Consider the following 25,687-nt stretch of genomic DNA (forward strand, 5'->3'; position numbering starts at 1 on the left):
CCCACCAAAAGCAGGCTGCCAGTCCGGGGTATAAATCATAATTGGCACTGGCTTTACAAGCACCCTGTTGAGTTCTCAAAGAACAACCACACACCAACTCGAAGCCCCATCGCTGAGGCCCCAACCTGGGGCTTTTCGTTCCGCGTCCCCGGCGCTTTCAGCGCCAGGCACTTTTACTACGTTACCCGCTGGTTTCTGCCGTGTCAAACCGGTGTTTCCCGGTTCGTCGTGCTTACTGCCGTGTTGCGGGCACCATGGTTCGACCGGCTCGCGCCGTTCTCGTCATGGGTTGGCAGGCCGGCCGCAGCGGTTACCCGCTTGCTCGCCCGTTTCCCTGCCGACTGGCTACCTTACCCGGTCGGTTCCGCCGCACCAAATCCGCCTCGCGGCGTTTCCGTGAGCACCACCCGGTCGGCGATCTGACGGTAAAGCCGTCCGACCCCGAGGCCGTCACCACGCTCCGGCCGCTTCAGGCTTTCGCCTGTTTCGTCCGTTCCGCGCTGGCAGAGAGAAAGTTACGCGTCCGGCCCGATGATCGTCAAATCCGCCGGACGCGTCCCCCGTCACATCGTCGACGATCGACTATTCCCCCAGCTCAACGCCCGCGAACGACCGCTTTCCCCGGCGCAGCACCAGGTATCGGCCGTGCAGGAGGTCGCCGGTCGACACCGTGGCGTCCACCTCGGTCACCCTCGTGTTGTTCACGTAGGCGCCGCCCTCGGCGATGACCCGACGGGCCTCCTTGAGGCCGCTCACGAGCCCGGAGTCCCGCAGCAGACCCGCCACGTCCGGCAGTTCGCCGGTGAGCCGCACGAGCCCGGCCTCGGTGAGCGCCGCGCGCAGCGTCTCCGCTGCCAGGTCGTCGAGCGAGCCCCGCCCGAACAGCGCCTGGCTGGCGGCGACCGCCTGCCGGGTCTCCTCGGGGCCGTGCACCAGCGTGGTCAGCTCCTCGGCCAACGCCCGCTGGGCGAGCCGGGCCGCCGGCCGTTCGGCCGTCGCCTTCGCCAGCTCCTCCAGCTCGTCGCGCGTACGGAAGCTGAAGTACCGCAGGTAGCGGTCGACCTCGCGGTCGTCGACGTTGAGCCAGAACTGGTAGAACGCGTACGGACTCGTCAGCGTGGGGTCGAGCCAGACCGCCCCGCCCTCGGTCTTGCCGAACTTCGTACCGTCGGCCTTGGTGACCAACGGCGTGGTGAAGGCCTGCACCGGCCCCGCGCCGCGCCTCCGCACGTAGTCGACGCCCGCCGTGATGTTGCCCCACTGGTCGGAGCCGCCGAACTGGAGCTGGCAACCGTGCCGGCGGTGCAGTTCGAAGAAGTCGTTCGCCTGCAGCAGCTGGTAGCTGAACTCGGTGAAGCTGATGCCGGTTTCCAGCCGCGCCCGCACCACCTCCCGCGCCAGCATCTTGTTCACGGGGAAGTGCTTGCCGACGTCCCGCAGGAAGTCGACCACCGACATCTCACCGGTCCAGTCCAGGTTGTTGACCAGCTGCGCCGCGTTGTCCCCGGTGTACGACACAAAGGGCGCGAGCTGCTCGCGGATCCGCTCGACCCAGCCGGCGATCACCTCGGGCGGGTTGAGCGTCCGCTCGGCGCTCTCCTTCGGGTCACCGATCTGCCCGGTCGCCCCGCCCACCAGCAGCAGGGGGCGGTGACCCGCGAGTTGCAGCCGCCGGGCCGTGGTGACCTGCATGAGCGAGCCGACGTGCAGGCTCTGCGCGGTGGGGTCGAAGCCCACGTAATAGGTGGTGGCCGTCGCGCCGTCGAGCAGCTCACGCAGCTCGTCGAGGCCGGTCGAGTCCTGGATGAGGCCACGCCAGAGCAGGTCGTCGGTCAGGGAGTCCCGCCCGGACGGCGGGAGGTTGCTGTCGGTCACGGTCACCGATTCTCCCCCATCGGCGGCATCGACCCGTACCGGGTTTGGAGCGACGCGCCCGGTTACGCTTGCGCCCCGCTCTTGGAGGAGGGTTCTGCCGTGGAGATGCCGGATCTGACGGGTGGTTTCGTCAACCTGCTCGGCCTGAATTTTGAGGAGGCGACCGGCGACCGCGTCGTCATCAGCTGGCAGGTCCGTCCGGAGCTGCACCAGCCGTTCGGCATCCAGCACGGCGGGGTGTACTGCTCGGTCGTGGAGACGGCGGGCAGCGTCGGCGGTTCGCTCTGGCTGGGCGACCGGGGCACGGTGGTCGGGGTGTCGAACCAGACCGACTTCCTGCGGGCCGTGCCCGAGGGCGAGCTGCGGGCGGTCGGCACCCCCGTGCACCGGGGGCGCAGCCAGCAGCTCTGGCAGGTGGAGATCAGCGACGCCAAGGAGCGCCTGGTCGCCCGCGGTCAGGTCCGGTTGCAGAACCTCTCGCGCGACTGACCGGCGGGCCCGGTCAGCTCCGGGCCTCGTCCAGCACCGGCTCGACGGCCTCGTCGGCGTCGGCGGCGGCGGCGGCGGGGACCTGCCGCAGGCGTACCTCGGTGATGGCCCGGTGGTCGATGTCGGCCACCGTCAGCACCCAGCCGTCCAGGGTGACGTCCTCCCCCGCGACGGTCGGGATGTGCCCGAGTCGGGCCAGCACCAGCCCGGCGACGGTGGTGTAGTCGCCGGCCGGGCGCGAGGGCAGCTCGACGCCGATGTCCGGCAGGTCGTGCACCGGGAAGGTGCCGGGCAGCACCATCGCGCCGTCCGGTTCGCGGCGCACCGAGTAGCCGTCCCGGTCGGTCTCGTCGTAGATCTCCCCGACGATCTCCTCCAGGATGTCCTCCAGGGTCACGATGCCGTCGACGGCGCCACGCTCGTCCACGACGAGCGCGATGTGCTGGCGCTCGGCCTTGAACTGACGTAGCGCGTCCACCACCGGCAGCGAGTCGGGCAGCAGCATCGGCGGGCGGGCGATCTCGTCGATCGGCCGGTCGTCGGGCACGCCGACCAGGTCGCGCAGGTGGATCACGCCGGCCGTGTCGTCCAGGCCGCCGTGGCGCACCACCGGCGCGCGGGAGTGCCCGGTGGCGGCCAGCACGAGCCGCGCGGCCTCCGCCGTGGTCCCGCTGTCGAGCGTGAAGACCTGCAACCGGGGTACGAGCACCGCCCGCAACCGCCGGTCGGCGATCTCCACGGCACCGGCGATGATGGTGCGCTGTTCCTTGGTGAAGCCGTGGTTGCCGGCGACGATGTCGCGTAGCTCGTCCGGGCCGATCTCCTCGGGCTCGTGCTTCGGGTTGAGCCCGAACAGGCGGACGACCAGGTCGCTGGTCGCGCCGAGGGCCCAGACGGCCGGGCGGGTGAGGCTGGCGAGCACGTCGAGCGGGCGGGCCACCAGCAGGGCCCACCGCTCGGCGGACTGCATGGCGATCCGCTTGGGCGCCAGCTCGCCGAAGACCAGGGTGACGAAGGTCAGCGCGAGGGTGACCACCACGATCGCCACCGTCTCGGCGGCGTTGCCGAACACCCCGAGCAGCGGCACGAGGGGCTTGGCGAGGGAGACCGCCGCCGCGGCGGAGGCCAGGAAGCCGGCGAGGGTGATGCCGATCTGGATGGTGGCGAGGAAGCGGTTCGGGTCCTTGGCGAGCCGGGCGAGCACCCCTCCGGCCCGGCTGGTGCGTTCGAGGCGCTGGATCTGGCTGTCCCGCAGTGACACCAACGCCATCTCGCTGCCGGCGAAGAGCGCGTTGATCACGATCAGGATCCCGACCAGGGCCAGTTGGCTCCCGTAGCTCTGCACGCCCGGTTCGCTCCCTCTGCGATGGTGACGCCGGCCGTACGCACGGCGCCCGCCGGTCGACGAGGCCGCCCGGCGTACGCGCTTCTGTGCCCCGTGCGGGGTCGGCCGAACCCTGCCGGGGTGACGCTACGCCGATTCGGCTGCGGGTGACGCGGGCAGGTCGAGGACGTACGAGTCGCCCTCGGGCCGGAAACCGAGCCGGTGGTAGTAGGGGGCGACCATGCCGGGCGGGCTGACGACCCGGTGGAAGCCGCGTTCGGTGAAGAGGCGGCTGCGCCGGTAGACGAACTCGCCGGGCGTGAAGTCCCGGAACTTCGGGGTCACGTAGTCCAGGTCGATCTGGGCGACCCCGCGTGCCTCGGCGTGCGACAGCACCACCCCCACCACCTCGTCGGCGGTGACCACGAGGAAGGCCGAGCGGTCGGCGGCGGCCGGGTCCCAGTGGAAGTCGGGGTTGAAGCGGGCGATGTCCGACCCGTGCACCCGCAGCGTGTGGGCGAGGAACTGGTCGTCGACCCCGACCTGGACCACCTGGTAGGTCTGCTCGTCGTGGCGGGTGGCGAGCATTCCCCGCAGGTACCAGATGTTGATCACCGCGAGGACGATGTTGAGCCCGACCATGGGCCACACCTCGATGGCGGCGTTGTAGCCGATCAGCACGGCGCAACCGACGAGGTTCAAGGCGCGCAGGCGCAGGATGCGCGACTGCAGCAGCGACCAGACCAGCACCGCGGAGCCGGCCCAGCCGACCAGATCCAACCAGTTCACCCCGCGAGACTAGTGCTAGCCCAGGTCAGGGGCGTCGGCGGGCAGCTCCAGCAGCCACTCCTCGACCTCGGTGCCGCGCCCGTTGGCGTACCCCGAGTCGGCACCGACCACGACGAACCCGCACTTGCGCAGCACCGCGAGAGAGGCGGCGTTGTCCTTGGCGGCCCGAGCGTGCACCGGCCGGGGCAGCTCGCGCAGCAGCGCGGCCAGGGCCGCGGTGGCGTAGCCCCGACCCCAGCGGGTCGGGTCGATCCAGTAGCTGACCTCGGTCTGGTCGTCGACCGGGAAGGCGCTCACGTAGCCGACCACCTCGCCGTCGGCCTCGACGGTGCGGACCCGGTTCGCCGGGTTGGTGAGCACACGCGCCCAGTGGCGGGCGAACTCGCGGTGGTCGGACGGGTCGACGGGACCGAACGCGGCCATCCGATTCGCTTCGGGATCCTGCTGGTGCAGGAAGAACTCCACGAGATCGTCCTCGCGCACCGGCCGCAGCAGCACCTCAAAAGTCACCCGGCGAGAGTAAGCCCCACCCCCGACACCCCCGCTTTCGCCGATCTTGCACTTCCTGTCGCGACACAAGCTCACCAAGACGACATTCCGCCAACAGGATCTGCAAGATCGGCGTCGGAGTGGGGGCGGCGCGGCGCGGGGGCAGTTCGAAGGGCTGCTGCTCGGCTCGGTCGGTCAGGCCGCCGTCCACCACGCGCACTGCCCGGTGCTGGTGGCCCACCCGGTCAGCTGACCGGGGCGTCGCCACCTCGGCCGAGCATCTGCAGGAAGTCGGTGGTGAGGGCGAACGGGTCCGCCGGGCCGCTGGTGGGCGGCCGGCGTTCGACCTGGTCGGCCAGCTCCCCGGCGGCGCGCCGGATCCGGCCCCGCAACGCGCCGTCGGCGGTCCCGTCGGACCAGTCCTCCGGTGCGGCGAAGACCGCCGTGGGGACCACCACCGCCCGCAGGTAGCTGAACATCGGACGGACCGCGTGCTCCAGCGCGAGGGAGTGCCGGGCGGTGCCACCGGTGGCGGCGATGAGCACCGGCCGGTCGACCAGCGAGCCCGCGTCGAGGACGTCGAAGAACGACTTGAACAGCCCGTTGTACGAGGCACTGAAGATCGGGGTGACGGCGATGATGCCGTCCGCACCGGTCACCGTGTCGATGGCCTCGCGCAGCGCGGCCGGCGGGAACCCGGTGAGCATGTTGTTGACGACGTCGTGGGCGTACTCGCGCAGGTCGATCGCGCGCAGCTCGGCGTCGTGGCCCCGCCGGACCAGCTCGTCGCGGGTCGCCCCGGCGAGCTGGTCGGCGAGCAGCCGGGTGGACGAGGGCTGGCTCAGCCCCGCCGACACCACGGCCAGCGTGCGGCGGGTCATCGGGTCGCCCCCTCCGGCGCCTTGCCCGTCACGTCGTCGACGGCGTGCACGGTGCTGTCCTTCGCGCCACCGGCCGCGGCCACCATCGAGGCGTGCGTGGGCGCCTCGGGAACGTGCACCGGACGCAGGGCGGCGAACTCCTTGCGCAGCACCGGCACGACCTCCTCGCCGAGCAGGTCGAGCTGCTCCAGCACGGTCTTGAGCGGCAGGCCCGCGTGGTCGACCAGGAAGAGCTGGCGCTGGTAGTCGCCGACGTACTCGCGGAAGCCGAGGGTGCGGTCGATGACCTGCTGCGGGCTGCCCACGGTCAGCGGGGTCTCCCGGGTGAACTCCTCCAGCGACGGCCCGTGCCCGTAGACCGGGGCGTTGTCGAAGTACGGCCGGAACTCCCGGACGGCGTCCTGCGAGTTGCGGCGCATGAACACCTGGCCGCCGAGGCCGACGATGGCCTGGTCGGCGGAGCCGTGGCCGTAGTGGGCGTACCGCTGGCGGTAGAGGCCGACCATCCGCTGGGTGTGCTCCTTGGGCCAGAAGATGTGGTTGGCGAAGAAACCGTCGCCGTAGTACGCGGCCTGCTCGGCGATCTCGGGGCTGCGGATCGAGCCGTGCCAGACGAACGGCGGCACCCCGTCGAGCGGGCGCGGCGTCGAGGTGAAGGACTGCAACGGCGTGCGGTACTTGCCCTTCCAGTCGACCACGTCCTCGCGCCACAGCCGGTGCAGCAGGTCGTAGTTCTCGATGGCCAGGGGGATGCCGGCGCGGATGTCCTTGCCGAACCACGGGTACACCGGGCCGGTGTTGCCACGGCCCATCATCAGGTCCACCCGGCCGTCGCTCAGGTGCTGGAGCATCGCGTAGTCCTCGGCGATCTTCACCGGGTCGTTGGTGGTGATCAGCGTGGTCGCGGTGGACAGCAACAGCCGCTCGGTGCGGGCCGCGATGTGACCGAGCATGGTGGTCGGGGACGACGGGACGAACGGCGGGTTGTGGTGCTCCCCGGCGGCGAAGACGTCGAGACCGACCTCTTCGGCCTTGAGTGCGATGGCGACCATCGCCTTGATCCGCTCATGCTCGGTCGGCTCCCGACCGGTGGTCGGATCGACCGTGACGTCACCGACGGTGAAGACTCCGAACTGCATGACCAGCTCCTCGCGTGTCAACCGGATGCCGTCGTGGTACCCGGACGCAGCTCACAACTTATTTGACGAGTCAACTATTCCATCGGCAGGACGTCGCGCAGTGGCGCCGGTCACCACCGCAACCGGACACCACGTCGCAGAACCGGCTCGCTCAGCCGCCCGCCACGGAGGGCAACACCTGCACTTCCGCGCCGTCCACGACCGTCGTGGCCAGACCTCCGGAATGCCGGCAGTCCTCCCCGTCGACGAAGACGTTCACATAGCGGCGCAGCTCACCGCGCTCGTCGCGGATGCGCCGGGCCAGCCGGGGATGCGCGACGGCAACCTCATCGAGGACCGCCCGCAGCGTCCCGGCGGCGGTGACGGTCAGCCGACTCGCGCCCCCGGCCTCGCCGCGCAACGGGCCGGGCAGCAGCACGGTGACCACGCTCAGACCTGCGCGGCGCGGACGCAGAGCACGTCGGGCAGGTGGGTGGCGACCGACGACCAGGAGTCGCCCTCGTCGCGGCTGGCGAAGACCGACCCGGAGCGGGTGCCGAAGTAGACCCCACCCGGCGTCGCGTCATCGGCGCACATGGCGTCGCGCAGCACCGCCGGATAGAACGGCCCCTCGGGCAGCCCCACCGACTGCGCCTCCCACTTGCCGCCGGCGTCGACGGAACGGAACACCCGGCAGCGGTGATCGGCCGGAAACCGCTCACTGTCGGCCACCAGCGGGAAGGTCCACACCGTGCCGCCGCGCCCGGGGTGAGCCACCATCGGGAAGCCGAAGTCGCTGGGCAGCCCGTCGGCGATCGAGGACCAGGTGCGGCCGTCGTCGTCGGAACGGTAGACGCCGTGGTGGTTCTGCGCGTACAGCCGATCGGGGTTGTCGGCGTCCCGGGCGACCTTGTGCACGCACTGGCCGAACTCCGGCCACTCGTCGGGCATGAAGTAGGCGCGGATGCCGGTGTTGCCCGGGGCCCAGCTCGCCCCGGCGTCCTCCGAGCGGTAGACCCCGCCGGTGGACATGGCGACCAGCAGTCGAGCCGGGTCACGCGGGTGGGGCAGCACGGTGTGCACGGCCTGACCGCCGAACCCGGCCTCCCACTGCGGGCGGTGCGGGTGGTCCCAGAGGGAACGGACCAGCTCGAAACTGCGGCCGCCGTCGGTGGACCGGAACAACGCCGAGGGTTCGGTGCCGGCCCAGACGACGTCCGGCTCGTCGGGGCCGGCCGGCATCAGCTGCCAGACCCGCCCGAGGGAGACGCCGGTGTCGGCCGGGAACGCGACCGGCGCCTGGTCGGGCTCGTCCCAGGTGGCGCCGAGGTCGTCGCTGGTGGCGACACTGGGGCCGAAGTGCGAGCTGGTCATGCCGGCGAGTAGCCGCAGGGTCGAACGGCGGGCGTCCACCGCCACCGAATAGACACCGGTCATCGGAAAGTGCGGACCGCTGATCTCCCAACTGCGCCGATCGTCGGCGCTGGTGGCGAGAAACAATCCCTTCGCGGTGCCGATCGCGAGCAGAGTTGCCATGACGTCCTCCGAAACCGTCGGTGAGCAGGTTCGGTGATTATGGCCACACCCTCCGACAACCTCCGTAGCGGCGCGCTCAGCGACGGACGCGCGGCACGTGCCGCCGGTACGCGCTGACCGTCGGATCGCCGTCGAGCCAGAACCGCCAGGGCAGGTCGTGCGCGCCCGTCACGCCGACCCGGGGCCCCGCCGTCACCGCCTCCTCCGGGACCGGCTCGGCGGGCGGTCGCAACCGGACCGGGCCGTCGCCGAGCAGGTACGCGCCGTACGCCGCGCGGTCGATGCCGAGCGTGGCGCAGAGCCGGGCCGGCCCACGGGCGAGGTCCACGTCGCGCCGCACGGCCGGCCGGCGCTCGCGTGCCGTGGTCACGCCGTCGATGACCGCGCCGGCGCGCAGCAGCACGGCGGCGGCCTCCCCCTCGTCACCGGTGACCACGTTCACGCACCAGTGCATGCCGTAGGTGAAGTAGACGTAGGCGTGCCCGGCGGGACCGAACATCACCGCGTTGCGGGGCGTCCGGCCCCGGTGGGCGTGCGAGGCGGGGTCACCGGCCGTGCCCGCGTACGCCTCGACCTCGGTGATCCGGACGGTGACGCCCCCGGCGGTGAGGCGGCAGCCCAGCAGGCCACGCGCCGCCGGCAGCAGCGGGCCGGCGAGCAGGTCCGCCAACTCGGCCAGGCCGGCGTCGGCCGTGCGGTCGTCCGGCAGGAGTTCCATGGACCGAACGGTACCCAGGCCACGCGCGGGTCACGCCGTTCGACGATCCCGGGGCCACCGGGAGGCTCACCAAGGTTCACCTTCTCGCCATCCGAGCCGCCGAAACCCGCGCCGCCCCCGGGGGGTGTTTCCGGTGTCGTCGCAGGGTGCGGCGACACATTGGGAGAGGAACCATCATGACCGTACGCACGATCCGTCGCCCCCTGCTCGCGATCGGCCTGGCCGCGGCCGGGGCGGTGCTGGCTCTCGCTCCGTCGGCCAGCGCCAGCGCCCCGCAGAGCGCGGCGATCGACGGCGCCCCGCTGAGCGCCGTCGCACTGGGCGGCAGCGGCAAGATCGACGCCAGTGGGGCGGCGGTCTTCGTCCCGGTCACCCTGACCTGCTCGCAGCCGACGCAGGTCGACCTGACCGTCAAGGTCGCCCAGGCGATCGGAGACTCGATGCGCACCGGCACGACCAACCGCAAGGTGTTCTGCGACGCCACCACCCAGAAGGTGCGGATCGCGGTGACCGCCACCGAGCGCCCCTTCGCGCCGGGCGTCGCGTTCGGTGTGGTGACCGGAAACTCCTGCGACGCACTGTGCAACTCCATCACTGACGAGCACCGGTTCGACCTGGCGCTCTGAGTCGTGGCGTGGCGGCACGGATTCTCGTGCCGCCACGCTTCAACAGACCGTTGACAACAGCTCGTTGATGGGGTGTGCTCGGTACATGACCACCTCGGACCTCTTCACGGCGCCCGACCCGGGTCGGGCGCGCGCCCACCGCACCTACGAGGCGCTGCAACGGATCAGCGAGCGGCACGCCGGCTCCGACGCGCGGCGGGGGCGCTGGGCCCACCCGCACGTGCTGGACCCGTGGGAGGCGGTCGCCCTGGTCACCGCGCTCGCCGCCGGCGGCGCCGAGCGGGAGCCCGCCGAGGAGCCGGTCGACGCCGCCGACCTGACGGCCGCCCTGACCCTGCTGCCACACGTACGCGCCGAGCTGGACGCCCTGGAGGCGGGACTGCTCACCCTCGCCCGCGACCGGGGCCTGACCTGGCAGTCCATCGCGTACGGGCTGGGGCTGGGCAGCGCGCAGGCCGCCCGCCAACGCTACGAACGGGTAGCGGCCCGCTCCACGGACCAAACCCCCTGATCCCCGCGCCGATCTTGCACTTTCTGTCCCGACAGAACGGGAGATCGGTCGCGTATCGACAGCACAAACTGCAAGATCGGCGCGATGTGCGAGCGCGGGGCGCGGGGCGGGGGGCGGGGTTATGACTAGGAGGGGTTTGTGGAACGTGCGGAGATGTTGTCGTACTGCCTGGCCAAGCCGGGAGCGTGGCTGGACCGGCCGTGGGAGGACGACGAGGTGGTGAAGGTGGGCAGCCGGATCTTCGCGTTCCTCGGCAACGGCGTCGCGGCGCCCACCGTCGGCGTGAAGTGCGGCGCGACCCGCGAGATCGCCGACGAGTGGCTGCACCGCCACCCCGCCGACGCGCGCCCGATGCCGTACATCGGCCGGTCCGGCTGGAACACGCTGCGCCTCGACGGCGGGATCGACACCGACGAGCTGACCGAGGCGGTCGACTCGTCGTACGACATGGTGGTGGCCAAGCTCCCGAAGCGGGAGCGCCCGACGGCCTGAACCACCGTGGCGCCGGCGGCCCGCGCCGACGCCACGCCTGGCGTCAGCGGGGTACGACCCGCTCGGTGGCCCACTCCCGCCAGCCGGCCAGCCGGTCCGCCGCGGCGGCGAGCTGGTCGGCGACCGGACCGGGGCCGGTCGAGCCGGGGGTGGTGCGGGCCGCGAGGGCCGAGCGCACCGAGAGCACGTCACGCACGGACGGGTCGAGGTGCTCGCTGACGGCGGCCAGGTCGGCGTCGGAGACGTCCTCCAGCTCGCACTCGCGGGCCGCGCAGAGCGCCACCAACCGACCGGTGATCTCGTGCGCGTCACGGAACGGCACGTTGCGCCGGACCAGCCAGTCGGCGACCTCGGTGGCGAGGGAGAAGCCCACCGGCGCGGCCGCGACGAGCCGGTCCACCCGGACGGTCATCGTCGAGATCATCCCGGCCAGGGCCGGGAGCAGCAGCTCCAGGGTGTCGACGGCGTCGAACGCGGGCTCCTTGTCCTCCTGCATGTCCCGGTCGTACGTCATGGGCAGGCCCTTGAGCATGGTCAGCACCGTCATCAGGCCGCCGACCAACCGGCCGGACTTGCCCCGGGCCAGCTCGGCGATGTCCGCGTTCTTCTTCTGCGGCATGATCGACGAACCGGTCGCGAACGCGTCGTCCAGCTCTACCCAGCCGAACTCGTGCGACGTCCACAGCACCACCTCCTCGCCCAGGCGGGACAGGTGCACCCCGATCAGCGCGGTGGTGAAGAGGAACTCGGCCACGAAGTCCCGGTCGGCGACCGCGTCCATCGAGTTGGCGAACGACGTGCGGAAACCCAGCTCCTTGGCGACCGCCACCGGGTCCAGCGGAAGCCCCGACCCGGCGAGCGCGCCCGCGCCGAGCGGGCTGATCGCCGCCCGGTGGTCCCAGTCGCGCAGCCGCTCCAGGTCGCGCAGCAGCGGCTGCACGTGGGCCAGCAACCAGTGCCCGAAGGTGACCGGCTGGGCGTGCTGGAGGTGGGTCATACCGGGCGCGGCCGTGTCGACGTGCCGCTCGGCCTGCTCGACGAGCGCCTCGGCCAGCTCGACGACGCGGCTGGCCACACCCCGCGCGTGGTCCCGCAGGTAGAGCCGCAGGTCGGTGGCGACCTGGTCGTTGCGGGACCGACCGGCACGCAGCTTGCCGCCGAGGCTCCCCAGACGCTCCAGCAGCCCCCGTTCCAGCGCGGTGTGCACGTCCTCGTCGTCGACGGTGGGCCGGAACGCCCCCGACGCGCAGGCCGCCTCCAGGTCGTCCAGGGCCGCCAGGATGCGGCCCAGCTCCTCCGGGTCGAGCAGGCCGGCGCCGGCCAGGACCCGGGCGTGCGCCCGGGAACCCGCGATGTCGTACGGGGCCAGCCGCCAGTCGAACTGCACGCTCACCGACAGCCGGGCGAGCGCCTCGGCGGGGCCACCGGCGAACCGGCCACCCCACAGGCTCGTCCGGTTGGTGCCGGCGCTGTTCTCGGTGAGGGTCTTGTCGTCCACGCCGCCCATTGTGGTCCCCATGTTCGTCAGCCACCCATCCGGGCGGCACGGGCCGCAGCCATCCGGCTCGGCGTGCTCCACCTGTGCGCGGTCACGGTGCGCTGTCCCCTTCGACGCTGTCTTCCCGGCGGGACCAACCGGCGAGCTTGTCGCCGAGCGCGGCCCCACCGACGGTCTCACGGGCCACGACGAGAATGGTGTCGTCGCCGGCGATGGTGCCGACGACCTCGGGCAGGCCCGCCCGGTCCAACGCGCTGGCCAGGTACTGGGCCGCACCCGGCGGGGTACGCAGCACCGCGATGTTGCCGCTGGCGTCCACCCCGTTGAGCAGCTCGCGCAGCAGGCGCACCAGCCGGGCCGGGGCGGCCTCGGCGTCGCGCAGCGGCCGTTTCCCGTCCTCGGGGATCAGGTAGACGGCCGGGCCGTCGCCGCCGCGCACCTTGACCGCGCCCAACTCCTCCAGGTCGCGCGAGAGGGTCGCCTGGGTGACCCCGACGCCGTCGGCGGCGAGCAGGTCGGCCAGTTCGGTCTGCGAGCGTACGGGCCGGTCCCGGATCAGCTCGACGATCCGGGCGTGCCGGGCGGCGCGGGTCAAGGGGGCGGTCATCGTCGCTCCCCGGAGGCCGCGAGCAGGAACGCCAGCAGCGCCTTCTGGGCGTGCAGCCGGTTCTCCGCCTGGTCGAACACCGCGCTCTGCGGACCGTCGAGCACCTCGTCGGTGATCTCCTCGCCCCGGTGCGCCGGCAGGCAGTGCAGCACGATCGCGTCCGGCGCGGCGTGGTCGAGCAGCTCCTTGTTGACCTGGTACGGCAGGAACGGGGTGATGCGGTCCAAACCGTCGGCCTCCTGACCCATCGAGGTCCAGGTGTCGGTGGCCAGCACGTCGGCGTCGCGGGCCGCCTGCGCCGGGTCGGTCAGCACCCGTACCGACCCGCCGGTCCCGGCCGCGATCTCGGCGGCCCGCCGCACCACGTCCTCGTCCGGCGCGAACCCCGCCGGGCCGGCGATCCGCACGTGCATCCCGGCCATGGCCCCGGCCAGCAGGTACGACTGCGCCATGTTGTTCGCGCCGTCGCCCACATAGGCCAGGGTCCGGCCGGACGTGCCGCCGCACCGCTCCCGGATGGTCAGCAGGTCGGCCAGCAGCTGGCAGGGGTGGAACCCGTCGGTGAGCGCGTTGACCACCGGGACGGTAGCGCCGCCGGCGACCTCGGCGATCCGGTCGTCGCCGTGGGTACGCAGCACGATCGCCGCGACGTAGCGGGACAGCACCCGGCCCGCGTCGGCGAGCGTCTCGCCCCGGCCGAAGTGAGTGACCTGGGTGTCCACGACCAGCGGATGGCCGCCCAGCTCGGCGATGCCGACGTCGAACGAGATCCGCGTCCGCAGACTCTGCTTGTCGAAGAGCACCGCCACCGAGCGGGGGCCGGCCAGCGGTTGGTGGCCGAACCGATCGGCCTTCATCCGGGCCGCCAGGTCGAGCACGCTCGACTGTTCGGCGGGCGAGAGGTCGTCGTCGCGCAGGAAGTGCCGGATCATGCGGTCGTCCCCGTCGTGGTGGGCTGGGTGGAGGATTCGGTGGTCGCGGGAGCGCTCGTGCCGGCCGCCGCCGGGGCCGTCGCGTCCAGGGCCGCCGGGAGCGCGGCGAGGAACGCGTCGACCTGCTCGGTGGTGAGGATCAACGGCGGGGCGAGGCGGAGTACGCCCGGCTGCACCGGGTTGGTCAGGAAGCCGGCCTCCCGCAGCGCCTCGGCCAGGACCGTCGACACCGGCGCGGTGAGCACCACGCCGAGCAGCAACCCGGCCCCGCGTACGCCCGCGACGAGCGGGTGGTCCAGCGCCTCGATGCCCCGACGCAGCCGTTCGCCGACGCGCTTGACGTGGTCGAGCAGCCCTTCGTTGGCGATGGTAGCCACCACGGCGAGCGCGGCGGCGCAGCTCACCGGGTTGCCGCCGAAGGTCGTACCGTGCGAGCCGGGGGTGAGCAGGTCGGCGGCCCGGCCGAAGGCGAGCGTCGCGCCCAGCGGCAGCCCACCACCCAGGCCCTTGGCCAGGGTCACCACGTCGGGCTCCACGCCCTCGGCCTGGTGGGCGAACCAGTGCCCGGTACGGCCGATGCCGGTCTGCACCTCGTCGAGCACCAGCAGCGCCCCGTGCCGGGCGGTGATCCGCCGGGCCGCCGTCAGGTAGCCGGTCGGCGGTACGACCACGCCGTTCTCACCCTGGATGGGCTCCAGGATCACCATTGCGGTGGCGTCGGTGACCGCCGCCTCCAGGGCGCTCACGTCGCCGTAGTCGACGTGGGTCACCTCGCCGGGCAACGGCCGGAACGGGTCCGCCTTGGCGGGCTGACCGGTCAGGGCGAGGGCGCCCATGGTGCGACCGTGAAAGCCGCCGTTGGTGGCGACCACGTGGCTGCGCCCGGTGCGCCGGGACAGCTTGAAGGCGGTCTCGTTCGCCTCCGCGCCGGAGTTGGCGAAGAAGACCCGGCCGGCTCGGCTGCCGGCGAGCGCCAGCAGCAGCTCCGCGAGAGCCACCGGCGGCTCGGCGACGAAGAGGTTGGAGACGTGGCCCAGCGTGGCCACCTGCTTCGACACGGCGGCCACCACCGCCGGATGGGCGTGACCGAGAGCGTTCACCGCGATCCCGCCCACCAGGTCCACGTACTCGCGGCCCGCCTCGTCGACCACCACGGCGCCCGCGCCGGAGACCAGCGCCAGCGGCGGAGTTCCGTAGTTGTCCATCATGGACTGCGTCCACCGTCGCACCAGACTGCTCATGCCCCGTCCGTCCCGTCCTGCGGCACCACCATCGTTCCGAACCCTTCCGACGTGAACACCTCGAGCAACGTGGAGTGCGCCACCCGGCCGTCGACCACGTGCGCGGCCGGCACGCCCCCGCGCACGGCCCGCAGGCAGGCCTCCATCTTCGGTACCATCCCCGACTCCAGGCGGGGCAGCAGCTTGGCCAGGTCGTCCGCGGTGATCACGGAGACCAGGCTGTTGGTGTCCGGCCAGTCGGCGTACAGGCCGGCCACATCGGTGAGGACGACCAGCTTGCGGGCCCGTAGGGCGACGGCGAGCGCGGCGGCGGCGGTGTCCGCGTTGAGGTTGTGCAGGACACCGTCGACGTCCGGCGCGACCGTCGAGATCACCGGGATCCGGCCGGCGTCGATCAGGTCGGTCACCGCCGAGGTGTCCACCGACTCGACGTCGCCCACCTGGCCCACGTCGACCGGCAGCCCGTCCACGTACGCCGGGCGGCGCACCGCCGTGAACAGCCGCGCGTCCTCGCCGGAGAGGCCGACGGCGTACGGGCCGTGCGAGTTGATCAGCCCGACCAGCTCCCGCCCGACCTGCCCGACGAGCACCATCCGGACCACGTCCATCGCCTCGGCGGTCGTCACCCGCAGACCGCCCCGGAACTCGCTCTCGATGCCGAGCCGGCCCAGCATGGCCGAGATCTGCGGACCGCCGCCGTGCACCACCACGGGCTTCAGACCGGCGTACCGCAGGAACACCATGTCGGCCGCGAACGCCCGCTGCAACTCCGGCTCGGTCATGGCGTTGCCGCCGTACTTGACGACGACCGTGGAGCCGGAGAAACGCGCCAGCCAGGGCAGCGCCTCGATCAGCGTCTCCGCCTTCACCTGCGCACGGGTGAGATCACTGCTGAGATTCATGTCGAGTACGCCGAGTTCTCGTGCACGTACGCGTGGGACAGGTCGTTGGTCCAGATGGTGGCCGTCGAATCGCCCGCGCGCAGGTCGATCCGGATGCTGACGTCCCGCGCGCTGAGGTCGGCCGTCGAACGGTCCTCGGCCACCGCGCCGCCCCGGCACAGCCAGACCCCGTTGACGGCCACGTCCACCTTGTCCGGCTCGAAGGCGGCCGTGGTGGTGCCGACCGAGGCGAGGATCCGACCCCAGTTCGGGTCGTTGCCGAACAGGGCGGTCTTGACCAGGTTGCTGCGAGCGACCGAGCGGCCCACCTCGACCGCGTCGTCCTCGGTCGCGGCCCCCACGACGTCGATGGCGACCTGCTTGGTGGCGCCCTCCGCGTCGGCGATGAGCTGCTGCGCCAGGTCGTGGCAGGCCGTGGTGACCGCGGCGGCCAACTCGGCCGGGGTCGGCTCGATGCCGCTGGCGCCGCTGGACAACAGCAGCACCGTGTCATTGGTGGACATGCAGCCGTCGGAATCGACCCGGTCGAACGTCACCCGGGCCGCGGCGCGTAGCGCCTCGTCCAGGACCGCCGGCCCGGCCACCGCGTCGGTGGTGAGCACGCAGAGCATGGTGGCCATGCCCGGCGCGAGCATGCCGGAGCCCTTGGCCATGCCGCCGACCGTCCATCCACTGCCCCGGGCCACCGTGGTCTTCGGCCGGGTGTCGGTGGTCATGATGGCCTCGGCGGCGGCCAGGCCGCCGTCACGCGACAACTGCCGGATGGCGGTACGGACGCCCGACAGCAGCTTGTCCATCGGCAACCGCTCACCGATCAACCCGGTGGAGCAGACCGCCACCTCGCCGGCCCCGAGGAGCAGCCGCGGGCTGACCGCGCTCAGCGCCGAGGCGGTGTGCTCGGCCGTGGCGTGCGTGTCCTGGAAACCGGCCGGGCCGGTGCAGGCGTTCGCGCCACCGGAGTTGAGCACCACCGCGCGGACCACGCCGCCCTGCACGACCTGCTGGCTCCAGAGCACCGGCGCGGCCTTGACCCGGTTGGTGGTGAAGACACCGGCGACACCGGCGTCCGGGCCGTCGTTGACCACCAGCGCGACGTCCGGGCCACCGCTGGCCTTCAGTCCGGCGGTCACTCCAGCGGCCCGGAACCCCCGAGGGGTGGTGACACTCACGCGACTCCCCTCCCGTTCGCGACTGCGGGACTGGGCCGCGCTGCACTCCTCGCGTTCACGGGCTGACTCCCCAGATCGACAGGCCCGTCGTCTCCGGCAGGCCGAGCATCAGGTTGGCGTTCTGCACGGCCTGGCCGGCGGCGCCCTTGCCGAGGTTGTCCAGGGCGCTGACCACGATCAGCCGACCCGAGTCGACGTCGACGGTGGCCTGCAGATGACACGAGTTGGAGCCCAGCGTGGCCGCCGTGTGCGGCCACCTCCCCTCCGGCAGCACGTGCACGAACGGCGCGTCGGCGTACGCCCGCGTCAGCACCTCCTGCGGGTCGACGCCGCGGGCCGGCACGGCGGTGACCGTGGCGAGGATGCCGCGTGGCATCGGCGCGAGGACCGGGGTGAACGATAGGCCGGTCGCCCCGGAGGCCTGCTTGATCTCGGGCACGTGCTGGTGGGTGCCGACCCGGTACGGCGACAGGTCGCCCATCACCTCGCTGCCGAGCAGGTGCGGCTTCGCCGCCCGGCCCGCGCCGGAGGTGCCCGAGGCGGCGACCACGACCACGTCGGCGGGGTTGGCCGCGCCGTCGGCGATCAGCGGCGCGAGCGCGAGGGTGATCGCGGCGGCGTAGCAACCGGTGTTCGCGACCCGGGTGGAGCCCGCGATCAGCTCCCGCTGGCCGGGCAGCTCGGGCAGGCCGTACGTCCACTGGCCGGCGTGCGTGCCGCCGTAGTACTGCGCCCAGGCGTACGGGTCGGCGAGCCGGTGGTCGGCGCCCAGGTCGACGACGCGTACCTCGGGCGGGAGCTGGGCCGCGAGGGCCGCCGACTCGCCGTGCGGCAGCGCCAGGAAGACCAGGTCGGCGTCGGCGAGGATCGACGGGTCGGTCTCGCCGAACACCAGGTCGAGCCCGGTGAGCTGCGGATGCGCCACGTCGACGCGGTGCCCGGCCTGGCGGTGCGCGGTGGCGGCGACCAGCTCGAACTCCGGGTGCCCGGCGACCAGACGCAGCAGCTCACCGCCCGCGTACCCGCTCGCGCCCGCGACCGCGACTCGAATTCCCATACCCACCTCCGCATGACTATGCAGAGGAGACTAGCAAGAGTGATTGTTTCCTGCAAGTTAATACAGCCTACTGCATGGTGATGAAAGACCGGTGGTCGACAGTCTGCCTGCGAACCCGGTCGATCACGGGAAGTAACCTGGAGTAGCTGATGGCGTTAGTGGCCGGCCGGCTCATCGGCACGCAGGTGGGGCAGGTTCAGGCAGCATGCTTCGGGCCCACCCCGGGTCCGTGCTGCTGGGGCGGCCACGCGAAGAAGGGCCGAGCATGAACCTCGACCTGAACGGCCGCAGGAGGCCGCCGATCGTGCTCGTCGCCGTCGCGGTGGCGGCGGTGTCCGGCGTCGGCGCCTGCGGGCGCACTGCTGCGCCCGGCGAGAACCCATCCGGCAAGCAGGAGGTCGCCAGCGAGGGCGTACGGATCTCGGTGCCGGCGCAGTGGCCCCGCAACGCCGTCAAGTGCGGTACGCCGGTCCGGGACACGTACATCGTCGACCTCGACGTCGTCGCCGGCTGCGCGCTGACGCCGGAGCCCTCCGTCGATTACGCGGAGGTGAGACGTTCCAGGGACCTCGCCCGCGATCCGGTGGCGGCGATCGCCACCGAACAGGGCGACGCGGCCGGCCACCCCGTGCGCCGGGGCGGGGACGTGTTACCGGACGGCCGGTCGCGGCGGGTGGTGGTGATCGCCGACCAACGGATGGTCGTCATCGCGGTCGCGGACGACCCGGCCGACGCCGACGCGATCGCCCACTCACTCCGGGTCGACTGACCTGCCGAGGACGACACCCGGGCCCAACGATTTCCGAGCACCCGCCGAGCGACCCCGCACCACAGGCGTACCCGAGAGACGTACCCGAAGAAGGCCCTGACCCGGCGGGAACCACCAGGGCAGGGCCTTGCTCGTTGGTGCGTGGACAGGCTACGCGCCGCGCAGGGTCGCGCCGAAGCGCTCGGCCGCGACGGCGACCGCCGCGTCCCGGGCGGCCAGCGCCTCCTCGACGGTCAGCGTCCGGTCCGGGGCGCGGAACGTCAGCTTGTACGCCAGCGACCGGCGACCCTCGCCGAGCTGCGCGCCGGAGTACACGTCGAACAGTCGCACGTCCTCCAACAGCTCGCCGGCGCCCGCCTCCAGCGCCCGACGCACCTGTTCGGCCGGGACCGACTCGTCCAGCACCAACGCCACGTCGATCAACGCCGGCGGGAACCCGGACACTGTCGGCGCGGGAACCACCGGCACCGGCGGCAGCACGTCCAGGTCCAGCTCCATGGCGCAGGTGCGGCGGGGCAGTTCCAGGGCCGCCACCGCCGCCGGGTGCAGCTCACCGGCGTATCCGACGACGGTGTCGTCGACCCGCAGCTCGGCGCAGCGGCCCGGGTGCCACGGCGCGTGCTCGGCGGCCCGTACCTCGACCCGCTCGTCGGGGATGCCGGCGGCGGCCAGCACGTCCCGGGCCGCCTCGATGGCGTCGGCCCACCCGGCCGGGCGGCCCGCGCCCCACCAGCCGGCCGGGTCCAGGTCACCGGCGAGTACCGCCGCGACGTGCACCGGTTGGGCCGGCACGACCGCGTCGGCGGCGGCGAACTCCTCGTCGGTGGGTCGCCGGTCCACGCCCATCGCCGGCGGGCTGCCGGCGTCGGGGCGCGGGTGGAAGACCGCGCCGATCTCGTAGAGGGCGAGGTCGCGGTGACCCCGGCCGAGGTTGCGCTTGAGGATGCCGAGCAGCGGGCCGAGCAGCGTGGTGCGCAGCAGCGGCTCCTCCTCGGACAGCGGGTTGGCGAGGCGCACCGCGGGTCGGCGCGGGTCGTCGGCCGGCAGTCCGAGCTGGTCGGCCAGCTCCGGGGAGACGAAGGGGTGCGCGAGCACCTCCACGTACCCCCGCTCGGCCAGCGACCATGCGACGGCCCGGCGGCGACGCTGGCGCGGGGTCAGGCCGTTCCCGGGCGGCGCGGTCGGCAGCACCGACGGCACCTTGTCGTACCCGTCGAGGCGGACGACCTCCTCGACCAGGTCGGCCGGGTCGGTCAGGTCGGGCCGCCAGCTCGGCGGGGTGACGCTCAGCGCCGACCCGGCGCCGCTGGCCGTGCCGACCGCGCCCGGGTCCTCGGAGAGCCGGTCCGCGCCCTGCGCGACCGTGCAGCCCACCTGCTCCAGCAGGGCGACGACCCGCGCGGGCGGGTACTCGACGCCGACCCGCCGGGTCGGCAGGTCCGCCGGCAGGGTGATGGGCGTACGCGGCCGGACGTGGTCGATGTCCAGGATCTCGGCGCTCGGAGCGCCGCCACCGTGCTCGGTGAGCAGCCGCACGGCCCGCTCCAGCGCGACCAGCGGCACCGCCGGGTCGACGCCCCGCTCCCAGCGCTTCGCGGCCTCGCTGAACAGCTTGTGCCGGCGGGCCGTGCGCCCGACCATGGCCGGGTCCCAGTGGGCGGCCTCGAAAAGCACGTTTGTGGTCTTTCCGGTGTCGACCTCGCTGGTCTCGCCGCCCATCACCGCCGCGAGCGAGATCGGGCCAGTGTCGTCGCAGATGACCATGTCGTCGGCGGTGAGCACCCGGCTGACACCGTCCAGGGTGGTCAGCTTCTCCCCCGCCTCGGCACGGCGGACCACCAGCGGGCCGGCGATCCGGTCGGCGTCGAAGGCGTGCATCGGCTGGCCCAGCTCCAACATCACGTAGTTGGTGATGTCGACGGGCAGCGAGATGCTGCGGATGCCGGCGGTGACGAGCCGCTGGGCCATCCACGACGGCGTGGGCGCGGCCGGGTCGACGCCCCGCACCAGGCGGGCGGCGTACCGGTCACAGCCGACCGTGTCGCGGACCTCGACCGGGTACGCCGGCGTCGGCGTACCGCCCGGCGCGGGCGCCATCCCCGGGTCGCGCAGCGGCACGTCGAACGCGTGCGACAGCTCCCGGGCCAGGCCGCGCAGGCTCAGCGCGTACCCCCGGTCCGGGGTGATCTCCAGCTCGAACACGACGTCGTCGAGGCCCACGACGGACCGTGCGTCGTCACCCGGCTTGGCGGTCACCTCCGGCGGCAGCACGATGATGCCCGAGTGGTCGTCGCCCAGGCCCAGCTCCCTGGCCGAGCAGATCATGCCGGCCGAGTTGTGCCCGTACGTCTTGCGCGCGCCGATCGCGAACCCGCCGGGCAGCACGCCGCCGGGCAGGATCACCACGACCCGGTCGCCGACGGCGAAGTTGCGCGCCCCGCAGACGATCTCCTGCGGCTCGCCGGTGCCGTTGGCGGCGCCCACGTCCACCCGGCAGAACCGGATCGGCTTCTTGAAGCCGGTCAGCTCCTCGATCTCGCGTACCTCGCCGACGACGAGCTGACCGGTGACGCTCGCGCGCAGGTCCTGCACGGACTCGACCTCGATACCGAGGTCGACCAGGGCCTGCTCCAGATCGCCGGTGGGCAGGTCGGCGGGGAGGTCGACGTACTCCCGCAGCCAACTGACAGAAACTCGCATGACTTCAGACCACCGTTCCCGTGTCTCGTACCCGCATCGCCCTACGCCCCGGTCCCGAGCGCGCGGCTGAACCGCACGTCGCCCTCGAAGAGATGGCGGATGTCGCTGACCCCGTGCCGGACCATCAGGGTCCGGTCGATGCCCATGCCGAAGGCGAAGCCGGAGTAGACCTCCGGGTCGACCCCGCAGGCGCGCAGCACCCGGGGGTTGACCATCCCGCAGCCACCCCACTCGACCCACTGCGGACCGTCGCGGTGCTCCGGGAACCACACGTCGAACTCCGCCGACGGCTCGGTGAACGGGAAGTAGTGCGGCCGCCACCGGGTCTTCGCCTCGGGGCCGAACATCGCCCGCGCGAAGTGGTCGAGGGTGCCCCGCAGGTGCGCCATCGTGATGCCCTTGTCGACCACCAGGCCTTCGGCCTGGTGGAACACCGGGCTGTGGGTGGCGTCGATCTCGTCCGTGCGGTAGACCCGGCCGGGCACGATCACGTAGATCGGTGGCTTGCGGCTGAGCATGGTGCGGGTCTGCACCGTCGACGTGTGGGTTCGTAAAACAAGCCCGGAGCCCGCGGACCCATCAGGGGATGCGATGTGGAAGGTGTCCATCAGCCCGCGCGCCGGGTGGTCGGCGGGGATGTTCAACGCGTCGAAGTTGACCCACTCCAGGTCGACCTCGGGCCCCTCGGCCACCTCGTAACCCATCCCGACGAACAGGTCGCTGATCGACTCCATCAGCGTGCTCAGCGGGTGCCGGGCACCACGGGGACGCCGGGCGTACGGCAGGGTGACGTCCACCCGCTCCTCGACGAGCACCCGCGCGGCCTGCTCGCGCTCCACCACCTCGGCGCGTTCGGCGTACGCGGTCTCGATCGCCCGGCGGGCCTCGTTGACCCGCTTGCCGGCGTCGGACTTCGCGGCCGGCGGCAACGCGCCGATCTCCCGGCGCGCGAGGGACACCGGAGACCGGTCACCGAGGTGCGCGGGGCGCAGCGCGGTCAACGCGTCCGGGTCGGCGGCGTCGTCGAACGCCTTCGTGGCGTCGGCGACGGCCTCGGCCAGGGCGGCCGGGTCGAGCAGGGCGACCTGCTTCGGGTCGTACGGATCGTTGCGGTAGCTCATGGCGTACGGGCACTCCCTCACGGCGGCGCCAGCCCGTCATCGGGGCGGCGAAGCGAGTCTACGGACGCGCGGCTGCGCCGCAGCCCGCCGGTAGGAGTTGCGCAGGGAGCAGGTCAGGCCCGCCGCCCGCCGACACCGGCGGGCTGGCTAAACGAACGCCGTGGCGCGTTCATGGACGGACGCTCTCCCCTGCTGTCAGTCGCGCCGGGTGTGGACACCCTCAGCGCTGTGCTCTCGCTGAAGCGTACAGGCAGACGGCCGCCGCGGCAGCCAGGTTGAGGCTCTCGGCGCGCCCGTACAGCGGCACCCGCACCCGGGCGTCGGCGGCAGCGGTCAACGCCTCGGGCAGCCCGTGCGCCTCGGAACCGAACAGCCAGGCGGTGGGCCCGACGAGCCGGCCGTAGTCGGTCAGATCGTCCAGGTCGCTGTCGCCGTACCCGGTGGTGGCGAAGATCGACAACCCGGCGGCGCGCAGCGCGTCGAGCACCGCGACCGGATCGGGCGCGCGCACCACGTCGACGTGGAACAGGCTGCCGGCGGAGGCGCGGACACACTTGCCGTTGTACGGGTCGACGGCGTCGCCGGCGAAGATCACCGCGCTCGCGCCGGCCGCGTCGGCGGTGCGCAGCACGGTGCCGGCGTTACCCGGGTCGCGGATCTCGGCGAGCACCGCCACCAGGCGGGGAGCACCCGCCAGGGCCTGCTCCAGCGGCACGTCCAGGTGCCGGCAGACAGCGACGAGCCCCTGCGGGGCGACCGTCTCGGCCAGGGCCGCGAGGGCGTCGTCGGTCACCTCGGAGACCGGCACGTCGGCCCGGGCCGCCGTGGCGGCCAGCTCCGGGTGCCGATCCAGCGCGGTGGTCGTACCAAAAAGCTCGGTGACCACCCCCGACCGCGCCAGGGCCTCGCGGACCGCCTGCGGGCCCTCGGCCAGGAACCGGCCGGCGGCGTCGCGGTCCCGGCGGCGTTGCAGGCGGCGGGCGGCGACAACCCTGGGGGTACGGGGGGTGAAGGCCATGGGGTTTGCTCCTTCGGCACGATCGAGGCGCCCCCCGGACGGCGGTGCCGACGCGGGAGACGCCTCTCTCTGGTGCGTGGGGATCAGGCGGCCTGAGCCGCCGCGCCGCCGGTGCCCTCGGCCGTGACCGCAGCCCGAGCCAGCTCGACGATCGCCGCGAACGAGGCGGCGTCGTTGACGGCCATGTCGGCCAGGATCTTGCGGTCGACCTCGATGCCGGCCAGACGCAGGCCCTGGATCAGGCGGTTGTAGGTCATCCCGTTGGCCCGGGCGCCCGCGTTGATCCGCTGGATCCACAGCTGCCGGAAGTCGCCCTTGCGGTCACGACGGTCCCGGTAGGCGTACTGCATCGAGTGCAGCACCTGCTCCTTGGCCTTGCGGTACAGCCGGGAGCGCTGGCCGCGGTAACCACTCGCGGTCTCCAGCAGGGTACGACGCTTCTTCTGGGCGTTTACAGCCCGCTTGACGCGTGCCATCTCAACTCCTTCTTACGTAAAGGTGGCGCGCGTCAGCGGCCGAGCAGCTTCTTGATGCGCTTGACGTCGGCCTTGGCCAGCACGACCGTGCCGGTCAGCCGGCGGGTCTGGGTGGAGGGCTTCTTCTCCAGGTTGTGGCGCAGGCCGGCCTGCTGGGCAACGACCTTGCCCTTGCCGGTCAGCTTGACCCGCTTACCCATACCCGTGTGGCTCTTCATCTTCGGCATGTGGAACGTCTTCTCCCCTGTTACTCGCCGCTGGTGGCGGCGGTGCCGGTGTCGCCGGCTGCTGCGGTCTCGCCGACCGCCGCGGTCTCATCGGCTGCCGGAGCGGCGGACTCGTCCCCGACCCGGTCCCGAGGACCACCGCGCGACGCCGTGGCGGCGACCGCGGAAGCCTTGACGGCCCGGTGCGGAGCGAGAACCATGATCATGTTTCGGCCGTCCTGCTTGGGAGCGGCTTCGACGTATCCCAGATCCGTGATCTCGGACTCGAGCCGGCGCAGGAGCCGGTAACCCAGCTCCGGGCGGCTCTGCTCGCGACCGCGGAACATGATCGTCACCTTGACCTTGTCGCCCGCCTTGAGGAACCGCACCACGTGACCCTTCTTGGTCTCGTAGTCGTGCGGGTCGATCTTCGGCCGAAGCTTCATTTCCTTGATGACGGTCTGCTGCTGGTTACGCCGCGCTTCGCGCGCCTTGAGTGCGCTCTCGTACTTGAACTTGCCGAAGTCCATGAGCTTGCACACCGGCGGGCGCGCCATCGGCGCAACCTCGACCAGGTCCAGATCGACGTCCGCGGCCAGCTGAAGGGCGCGCTCCAGCGGGACGATGCCCACCTGCTCACCCTCTGGGCCGACCAGTCGGACCTCACGTGCCCGGATCTGCTCGTTCACGCGTGGTTCGACGCTGATGGGGCCTCCTCGAGTCGTTTCTGCTCAGGTGCCGACCCCTGCGGCTCCCGGGAGGGACCCGACTTGGAAAACAGAAGGCCCTGGCGCATGCCAGGGCCCGCTCGACCGGTCGGCACGATCACAGGATCGCGCATCCGGGACCGGGACATGCCCGGAACCGGTGACCGGACCCGGCCACCGTAGCGGCGACTCGGGTGGGAGCAGGCGCTCCGCTTTCGAGGCTGTCTGCTCGCATGCGGAGACAGCCTGGTCGACTCGACAACACTACACCGCCGCCCCGCCCACCCCCAAACCGGGCACGCCGGCTGGCGCAGGCACCGTCCGGCGCGCGCGGAGCGCGGGGCGCGGGGCGCGGGGCGCGGGGCGCGGGGCGCGGGGCGCGGGGCGCGGGGCGCGGGGCGCGGGGCGCGGGGCGCGGGGTGGTCAAGAGGGTTGC

27 protein-coding genes and 1 pseudogene are annotated in these 25,687 nt (G+C 72.4%); 6 read left to right on the forward strand and 22 right to left on the reverse strand.

Annotated elements, in window-relative coordinates; genetic code table 11:
• Window positions 1–582 precede the first annotated feature (582 nt).
• On the reverse strand, window positions 583–1,875 hold the full coding sequence (tyrS, locus tag AB0I89_RS32950; RefSeq protein ID WP_357134727.1) for a tyrosine--tRNA ligase: 1,293 nt from the start codon (window positions 1,873–1,875) through the stop codon (window positions 583–585).
• A gap of 81 nt (window positions 1,876–1,956) precedes the next feature.
• Between tyrS and AB0I89_RS32955 the strand changes: the two genes are divergently transcribed.
• Window positions 1,957–2,364: a PaaI family thioesterase gene (locus tag AB0I89_RS32955; RefSeq protein ID WP_357134687.1), complete on the forward strand. Its 408-nt coding sequence runs from the start codon at window positions 1,957–1,959 to the stop codon at window positions 2,362–2,364.
• Between the two features lie 13 nt (window positions 2,365–2,377).
• Here AB0I89_RS32955 and AB0I89_RS32960 read toward each other — a convergent pair whose 3' ends face one another.
• The 3 genes from AB0I89_RS32960 to AB0I89_RS32970 all read right to left on the reverse strand — a co-directional run bounded on the left by AB0I89_RS32960 (window position 2,378) and on the right by AB0I89_RS32970 (window position 4,987).
• A complete protein-coding gene (locus tag AB0I89_RS32960) occupies window positions 2,378–3,709 on the reverse strand; it encodes a hemolysin family protein (RefSeq protein ID WP_357134689.1) in 1,332 nt (443 codons plus the stop codon).
• A gap of 126 nt (window positions 3,710–3,835) precedes the next feature.
• Window positions 3,836–4,477, reverse strand: coding sequence for a hypothetical protein (locus tag AB0I89_RS32965; RefSeq protein WP_357134690.1), 642 nt, complete (start codon window positions 4,475–4,477; stop codon window positions 3,836–3,838).
• 15 nt (window positions 4,478–4,492) lie between these two features.
• The gene (locus tag AB0I89_RS32970; protein WP_357134692.1) at window positions 4,493–4,987 is read right to left on the reverse strand and encodes a GNAT family N-acetyltransferase; all 495 of its coding nucleotides are present in this window, start codon (window positions 4,985–4,987) and stop codon (window positions 4,493–4,495) included.
• A 136-nt stretch (window positions 4,988–5,123) separates the two neighbouring features.
• Between AB0I89_RS32970 and AB0I89_RS32975 the strand changes: the two are divergent.
• Window positions 5,124–5,219, forward strand: a pseudogene (locus AB0I89_RS32975) (universal stress protein); the annotation flags it as partial.
• On the opposite strand, the gene AB0I89_RS32980 reads toward AB0I89_RS32975, so the two are convergent.
• The 5 genes from AB0I89_RS32980 to AB0I89_RS33000 form a co-directional block, all read right to left on the reverse strand.
• Window positions 5,212–5,847 (reverse strand): FMN reductase, encoded by a 636-nt coding sequence (locus AB0I89_RS32980; RefSeq protein ID WP_357134694.1) that lies wholly within the window; start codon window positions 5,845–5,847, stop codon window positions 5,212–5,214. The pseudogene AB0I89_RS32975 and the gene AB0I89_RS32980 sit on opposite strands and share 8 nt — an antisense overlap.
• Entirely contained in the window at window positions 5,844–6,986 is a 1,143-nt protein-coding gene (locus tag AB0I89_RS32985) for an LLM class flavin-dependent oxidoreductase (RefSeq protein WP_357134696.1), read from the reverse strand. The genes AB0I89_RS32980 and AB0I89_RS32985 overlap by 4 nt, the downstream gene beginning before the upstream one ends.
• A gap of 151 nt (window positions 6,987–7,137) precedes the next feature.
• On the reverse strand, window positions 7,138–7,413 hold the full coding sequence (locus AB0I89_RS32990) for a ubiquitin-like small modifier protein 1 (RefSeq protein WP_357134698.1): 276 nt from the start codon (window positions 7,411–7,413) through the stop codon (window positions 7,138–7,140).
• A gap of 2 nt (window positions 7,414–7,415) precedes the next feature.
• Window positions 7,416–8,501: an exo-alpha-sialidase gene (locus AB0I89_RS32995; protein WP_357134699.1), complete on the reverse strand. Its 1,086-nt coding sequence runs from the start codon at window positions 8,499–8,501 to the stop codon at window positions 7,416–7,418.
• Window positions 8,502–8,577: 76 nt separating this feature from the next.
• Window positions 8,578–9,219, reverse strand: a complete 642-nt coding sequence (locus tag AB0I89_RS33000; protein WP_357134701.1) for a DNA-3-methyladenine glycosylase — start codon at window positions 9,217–9,219, stop codon at window positions 8,578–8,580.
• A gap of 176 nt (window positions 9,220–9,395) precedes the next feature.
• Between AB0I89_RS33000 and AB0I89_RS33005 the strand changes: the two genes are divergently transcribed.
• The 3 genes from AB0I89_RS33005 (at window position 9,396) to AB0I89_RS33015 (ending at window position 10,848) form a co-directional block, all read left to right on the forward strand.
• Window positions 9,396–9,845, forward strand: coding sequence for a hypothetical protein (locus AB0I89_RS33005; protein ID WP_357134702.1), 450 nt, complete (start codon window positions 9,396–9,398; stop codon window positions 9,843–9,845).
• Between the two features lie 85 nt (window positions 9,846–9,930).
• A complete protein-coding gene (locus AB0I89_RS33010) occupies window positions 9,931–10,356 on the forward strand; it encodes a DNA-binding protein (RefSeq protein WP_357134704.1) in 426 nt (141 codons plus the stop codon).
• A gap of 138 nt (window positions 10,357–10,494) precedes the next feature.
• Window positions 10,495–10,848, forward strand: a complete 354-nt coding sequence (locus AB0I89_RS33015) for an MmcQ/YjbR family DNA-binding protein (RefSeq protein ID WP_357134706.1) — start codon at window positions 10,495–10,497, stop codon at window positions 10,846–10,848.
• A gap of 43 nt (window positions 10,849–10,891) precedes the next feature.
• Here AB0I89_RS33015 and argH read toward each other — a convergent pair whose 3' ends face one another.
• The 7 genes from argH to argC all read right to left on the reverse strand — a co-directional run bounded on the left by argH (window position 10,892) and on the right by argC (window position 18,254).
• Window positions 10,892–12,355: an argininosuccinate lyase gene (gene argH, locus AB0I89_RS33020; RefSeq protein WP_357134728.1), complete on the reverse strand. Its 1,464-nt coding sequence runs from the start codon at window positions 12,353–12,355 to the stop codon at window positions 10,892–10,894.
• Window positions 12,356–12,437: 82 nt separating this feature from the next.
• Entirely contained in the window at window positions 12,438–12,953 is a 516-nt protein-coding gene (locus AB0I89_RS33025) for an arginine repressor (protein WP_357134708.1), read from the reverse strand.
• The gene (gene argF / locus AB0I89_RS33030) at window positions 12,950–13,885 is read right to left on the reverse strand and encodes an ornithine carbamoyltransferase (RefSeq protein ID WP_357134710.1); all 936 of its coding nucleotides are present in this window, start codon (window positions 13,883–13,885) and stop codon (window positions 12,950–12,952) included. Before argF ends, AB0I89_RS33025 begins: the two co-directional genes overlap by 4 nt.
• On the reverse strand, window positions 13,882–15,126 hold the full coding sequence (locus AB0I89_RS33035; RefSeq protein WP_357134713.1) for an acetylornithine transaminase: 1,245 nt from the start codon (window positions 15,124–15,126) through the stop codon (window positions 13,882–13,884). The genes argF and AB0I89_RS33035 overlap by 4 nt, the downstream gene beginning before the upstream one ends.
• Window positions 15,123–16,028: an acetylglutamate kinase gene (gene argB / locus AB0I89_RS33040; RefSeq protein WP_357134714.1), complete on the reverse strand. Its 906-nt coding sequence runs from the start codon at window positions 16,026–16,028 to the stop codon at window positions 15,123–15,125. The genes AB0I89_RS33035 and argB overlap by 4 nt, the downstream gene beginning before the upstream one ends.
• Complete coding sequence (gene argJ, locus AB0I89_RS33045) at window positions 16,025–17,197, reverse strand: bifunctional glutamate N-acetyltransferase/amino-acid acetyltransferase ArgJ (protein ID WP_357134716.1); 1,173 nt, start codon at window positions 17,195–17,197, stop codon at window positions 16,025–16,027. Before argJ ends, argB begins: the two co-directional genes overlap by 4 nt.
• A 55-nt stretch (window positions 17,198–17,252) precedes the next feature.
• Window positions 17,253–18,254: an N-acetyl-gamma-glutamyl-phosphate reductase gene (gene argC, locus AB0I89_RS33050; RefSeq protein ID WP_357134718.1), complete on the reverse strand. Its 1,002-nt coding sequence runs from the start codon at window positions 18,252–18,254 to the stop codon at window positions 17,253–17,255.
• A gap of 265 nt (window positions 18,255–18,519) precedes the next feature.
• Between argC and AB0I89_RS33055 the strand changes: the two genes are divergently transcribed.
• Window positions 18,520–19,023 carry a hypothetical protein gene (locus tag AB0I89_RS33055; protein ID WP_357134720.1) on the forward strand — a complete coding sequence of 168 codons (504 nt, stop codon included), beginning with the start codon at window positions 18,520–18,522 and terminating at the stop codon, window positions 19,021–19,023.
• A 150-nt stretch (window positions 19,024–19,173) separates the two neighbouring features.
• Here the strand turns inward: AB0I89_RS33055 and pheT are convergent, their stop codons facing one another.
• The 6 genes from pheT to infC all read right to left on the reverse strand — a co-directional run bounded on the left by pheT (window position 19,174) and on the right by infC (window position 25,233).
• Window positions 19,174–21,723: a phenylalanine--tRNA ligase subunit beta gene (pheT, locus tag AB0I89_RS33060; RefSeq protein ID WP_357134721.1), complete on the reverse strand. Its 2,550-nt coding sequence runs from the start codon at window positions 21,721–21,723 to the stop codon at window positions 19,174–19,176.
• Between the two features lie 41 nt (window positions 21,724–21,764).
• A complete protein-coding gene (gene pheS, locus AB0I89_RS33065) occupies window positions 21,765–22,844 on the reverse strand; it encodes a phenylalanine--tRNA ligase subunit alpha (protein ID WP_357134722.1) in 1,080 nt (359 codons plus the stop codon).
• 220 nt (window positions 22,845–23,064) lie between these two features.
• Window positions 23,065–23,862 (reverse strand): RNA methyltransferase, encoded by a 798-nt coding sequence (locus AB0I89_RS33070; protein ID WP_357134724.1) that lies wholly within the window; start codon window positions 23,860–23,862, stop codon window positions 23,065–23,067.
• Window positions 23,863–23,945: 83 nt separating this feature from the next.
• Window positions 23,946–24,338, reverse strand: a complete 393-nt coding sequence (gene rplT, locus AB0I89_RS33075; protein WP_007458417.1) for a 50S ribosomal protein L20 — start codon at window positions 24,336–24,338, stop codon at window positions 23,946–23,948.
• Between the two features lie 32 nt (window positions 24,339–24,370).
• Window positions 24,371–24,565: a 50S ribosomal protein L35 gene (rpmI, locus tag AB0I89_RS33080; protein WP_355053110.1), complete on the reverse strand. Its 195-nt coding sequence runs from the start codon at window positions 24,563–24,565 to the stop codon at window positions 24,371–24,373.
• 20 nt (window positions 24,566–24,585) lie between these two features.
• Window positions 24,586–25,233 (reverse strand): translation initiation factor IF-3, encoded by a 648-nt coding sequence (infC, locus tag AB0I89_RS33085; RefSeq protein ID WP_355053109.1) that lies wholly within the window; start codon window positions 25,231–25,233, stop codon window positions 24,586–24,588.
• Between the last annotated feature and the right edge of the window lie 454 nt (window positions 25,234–25,687).

Source organism: Micromonospora sp. NPDC049801 (assembly GCF_040656575.1).
In the GTDB taxonomy this organism is placed as follows: Bacteria; Actinomycetota; Actinomycetes; order Mycobacteriales; family Micromonosporaceae; genus Micromonospora.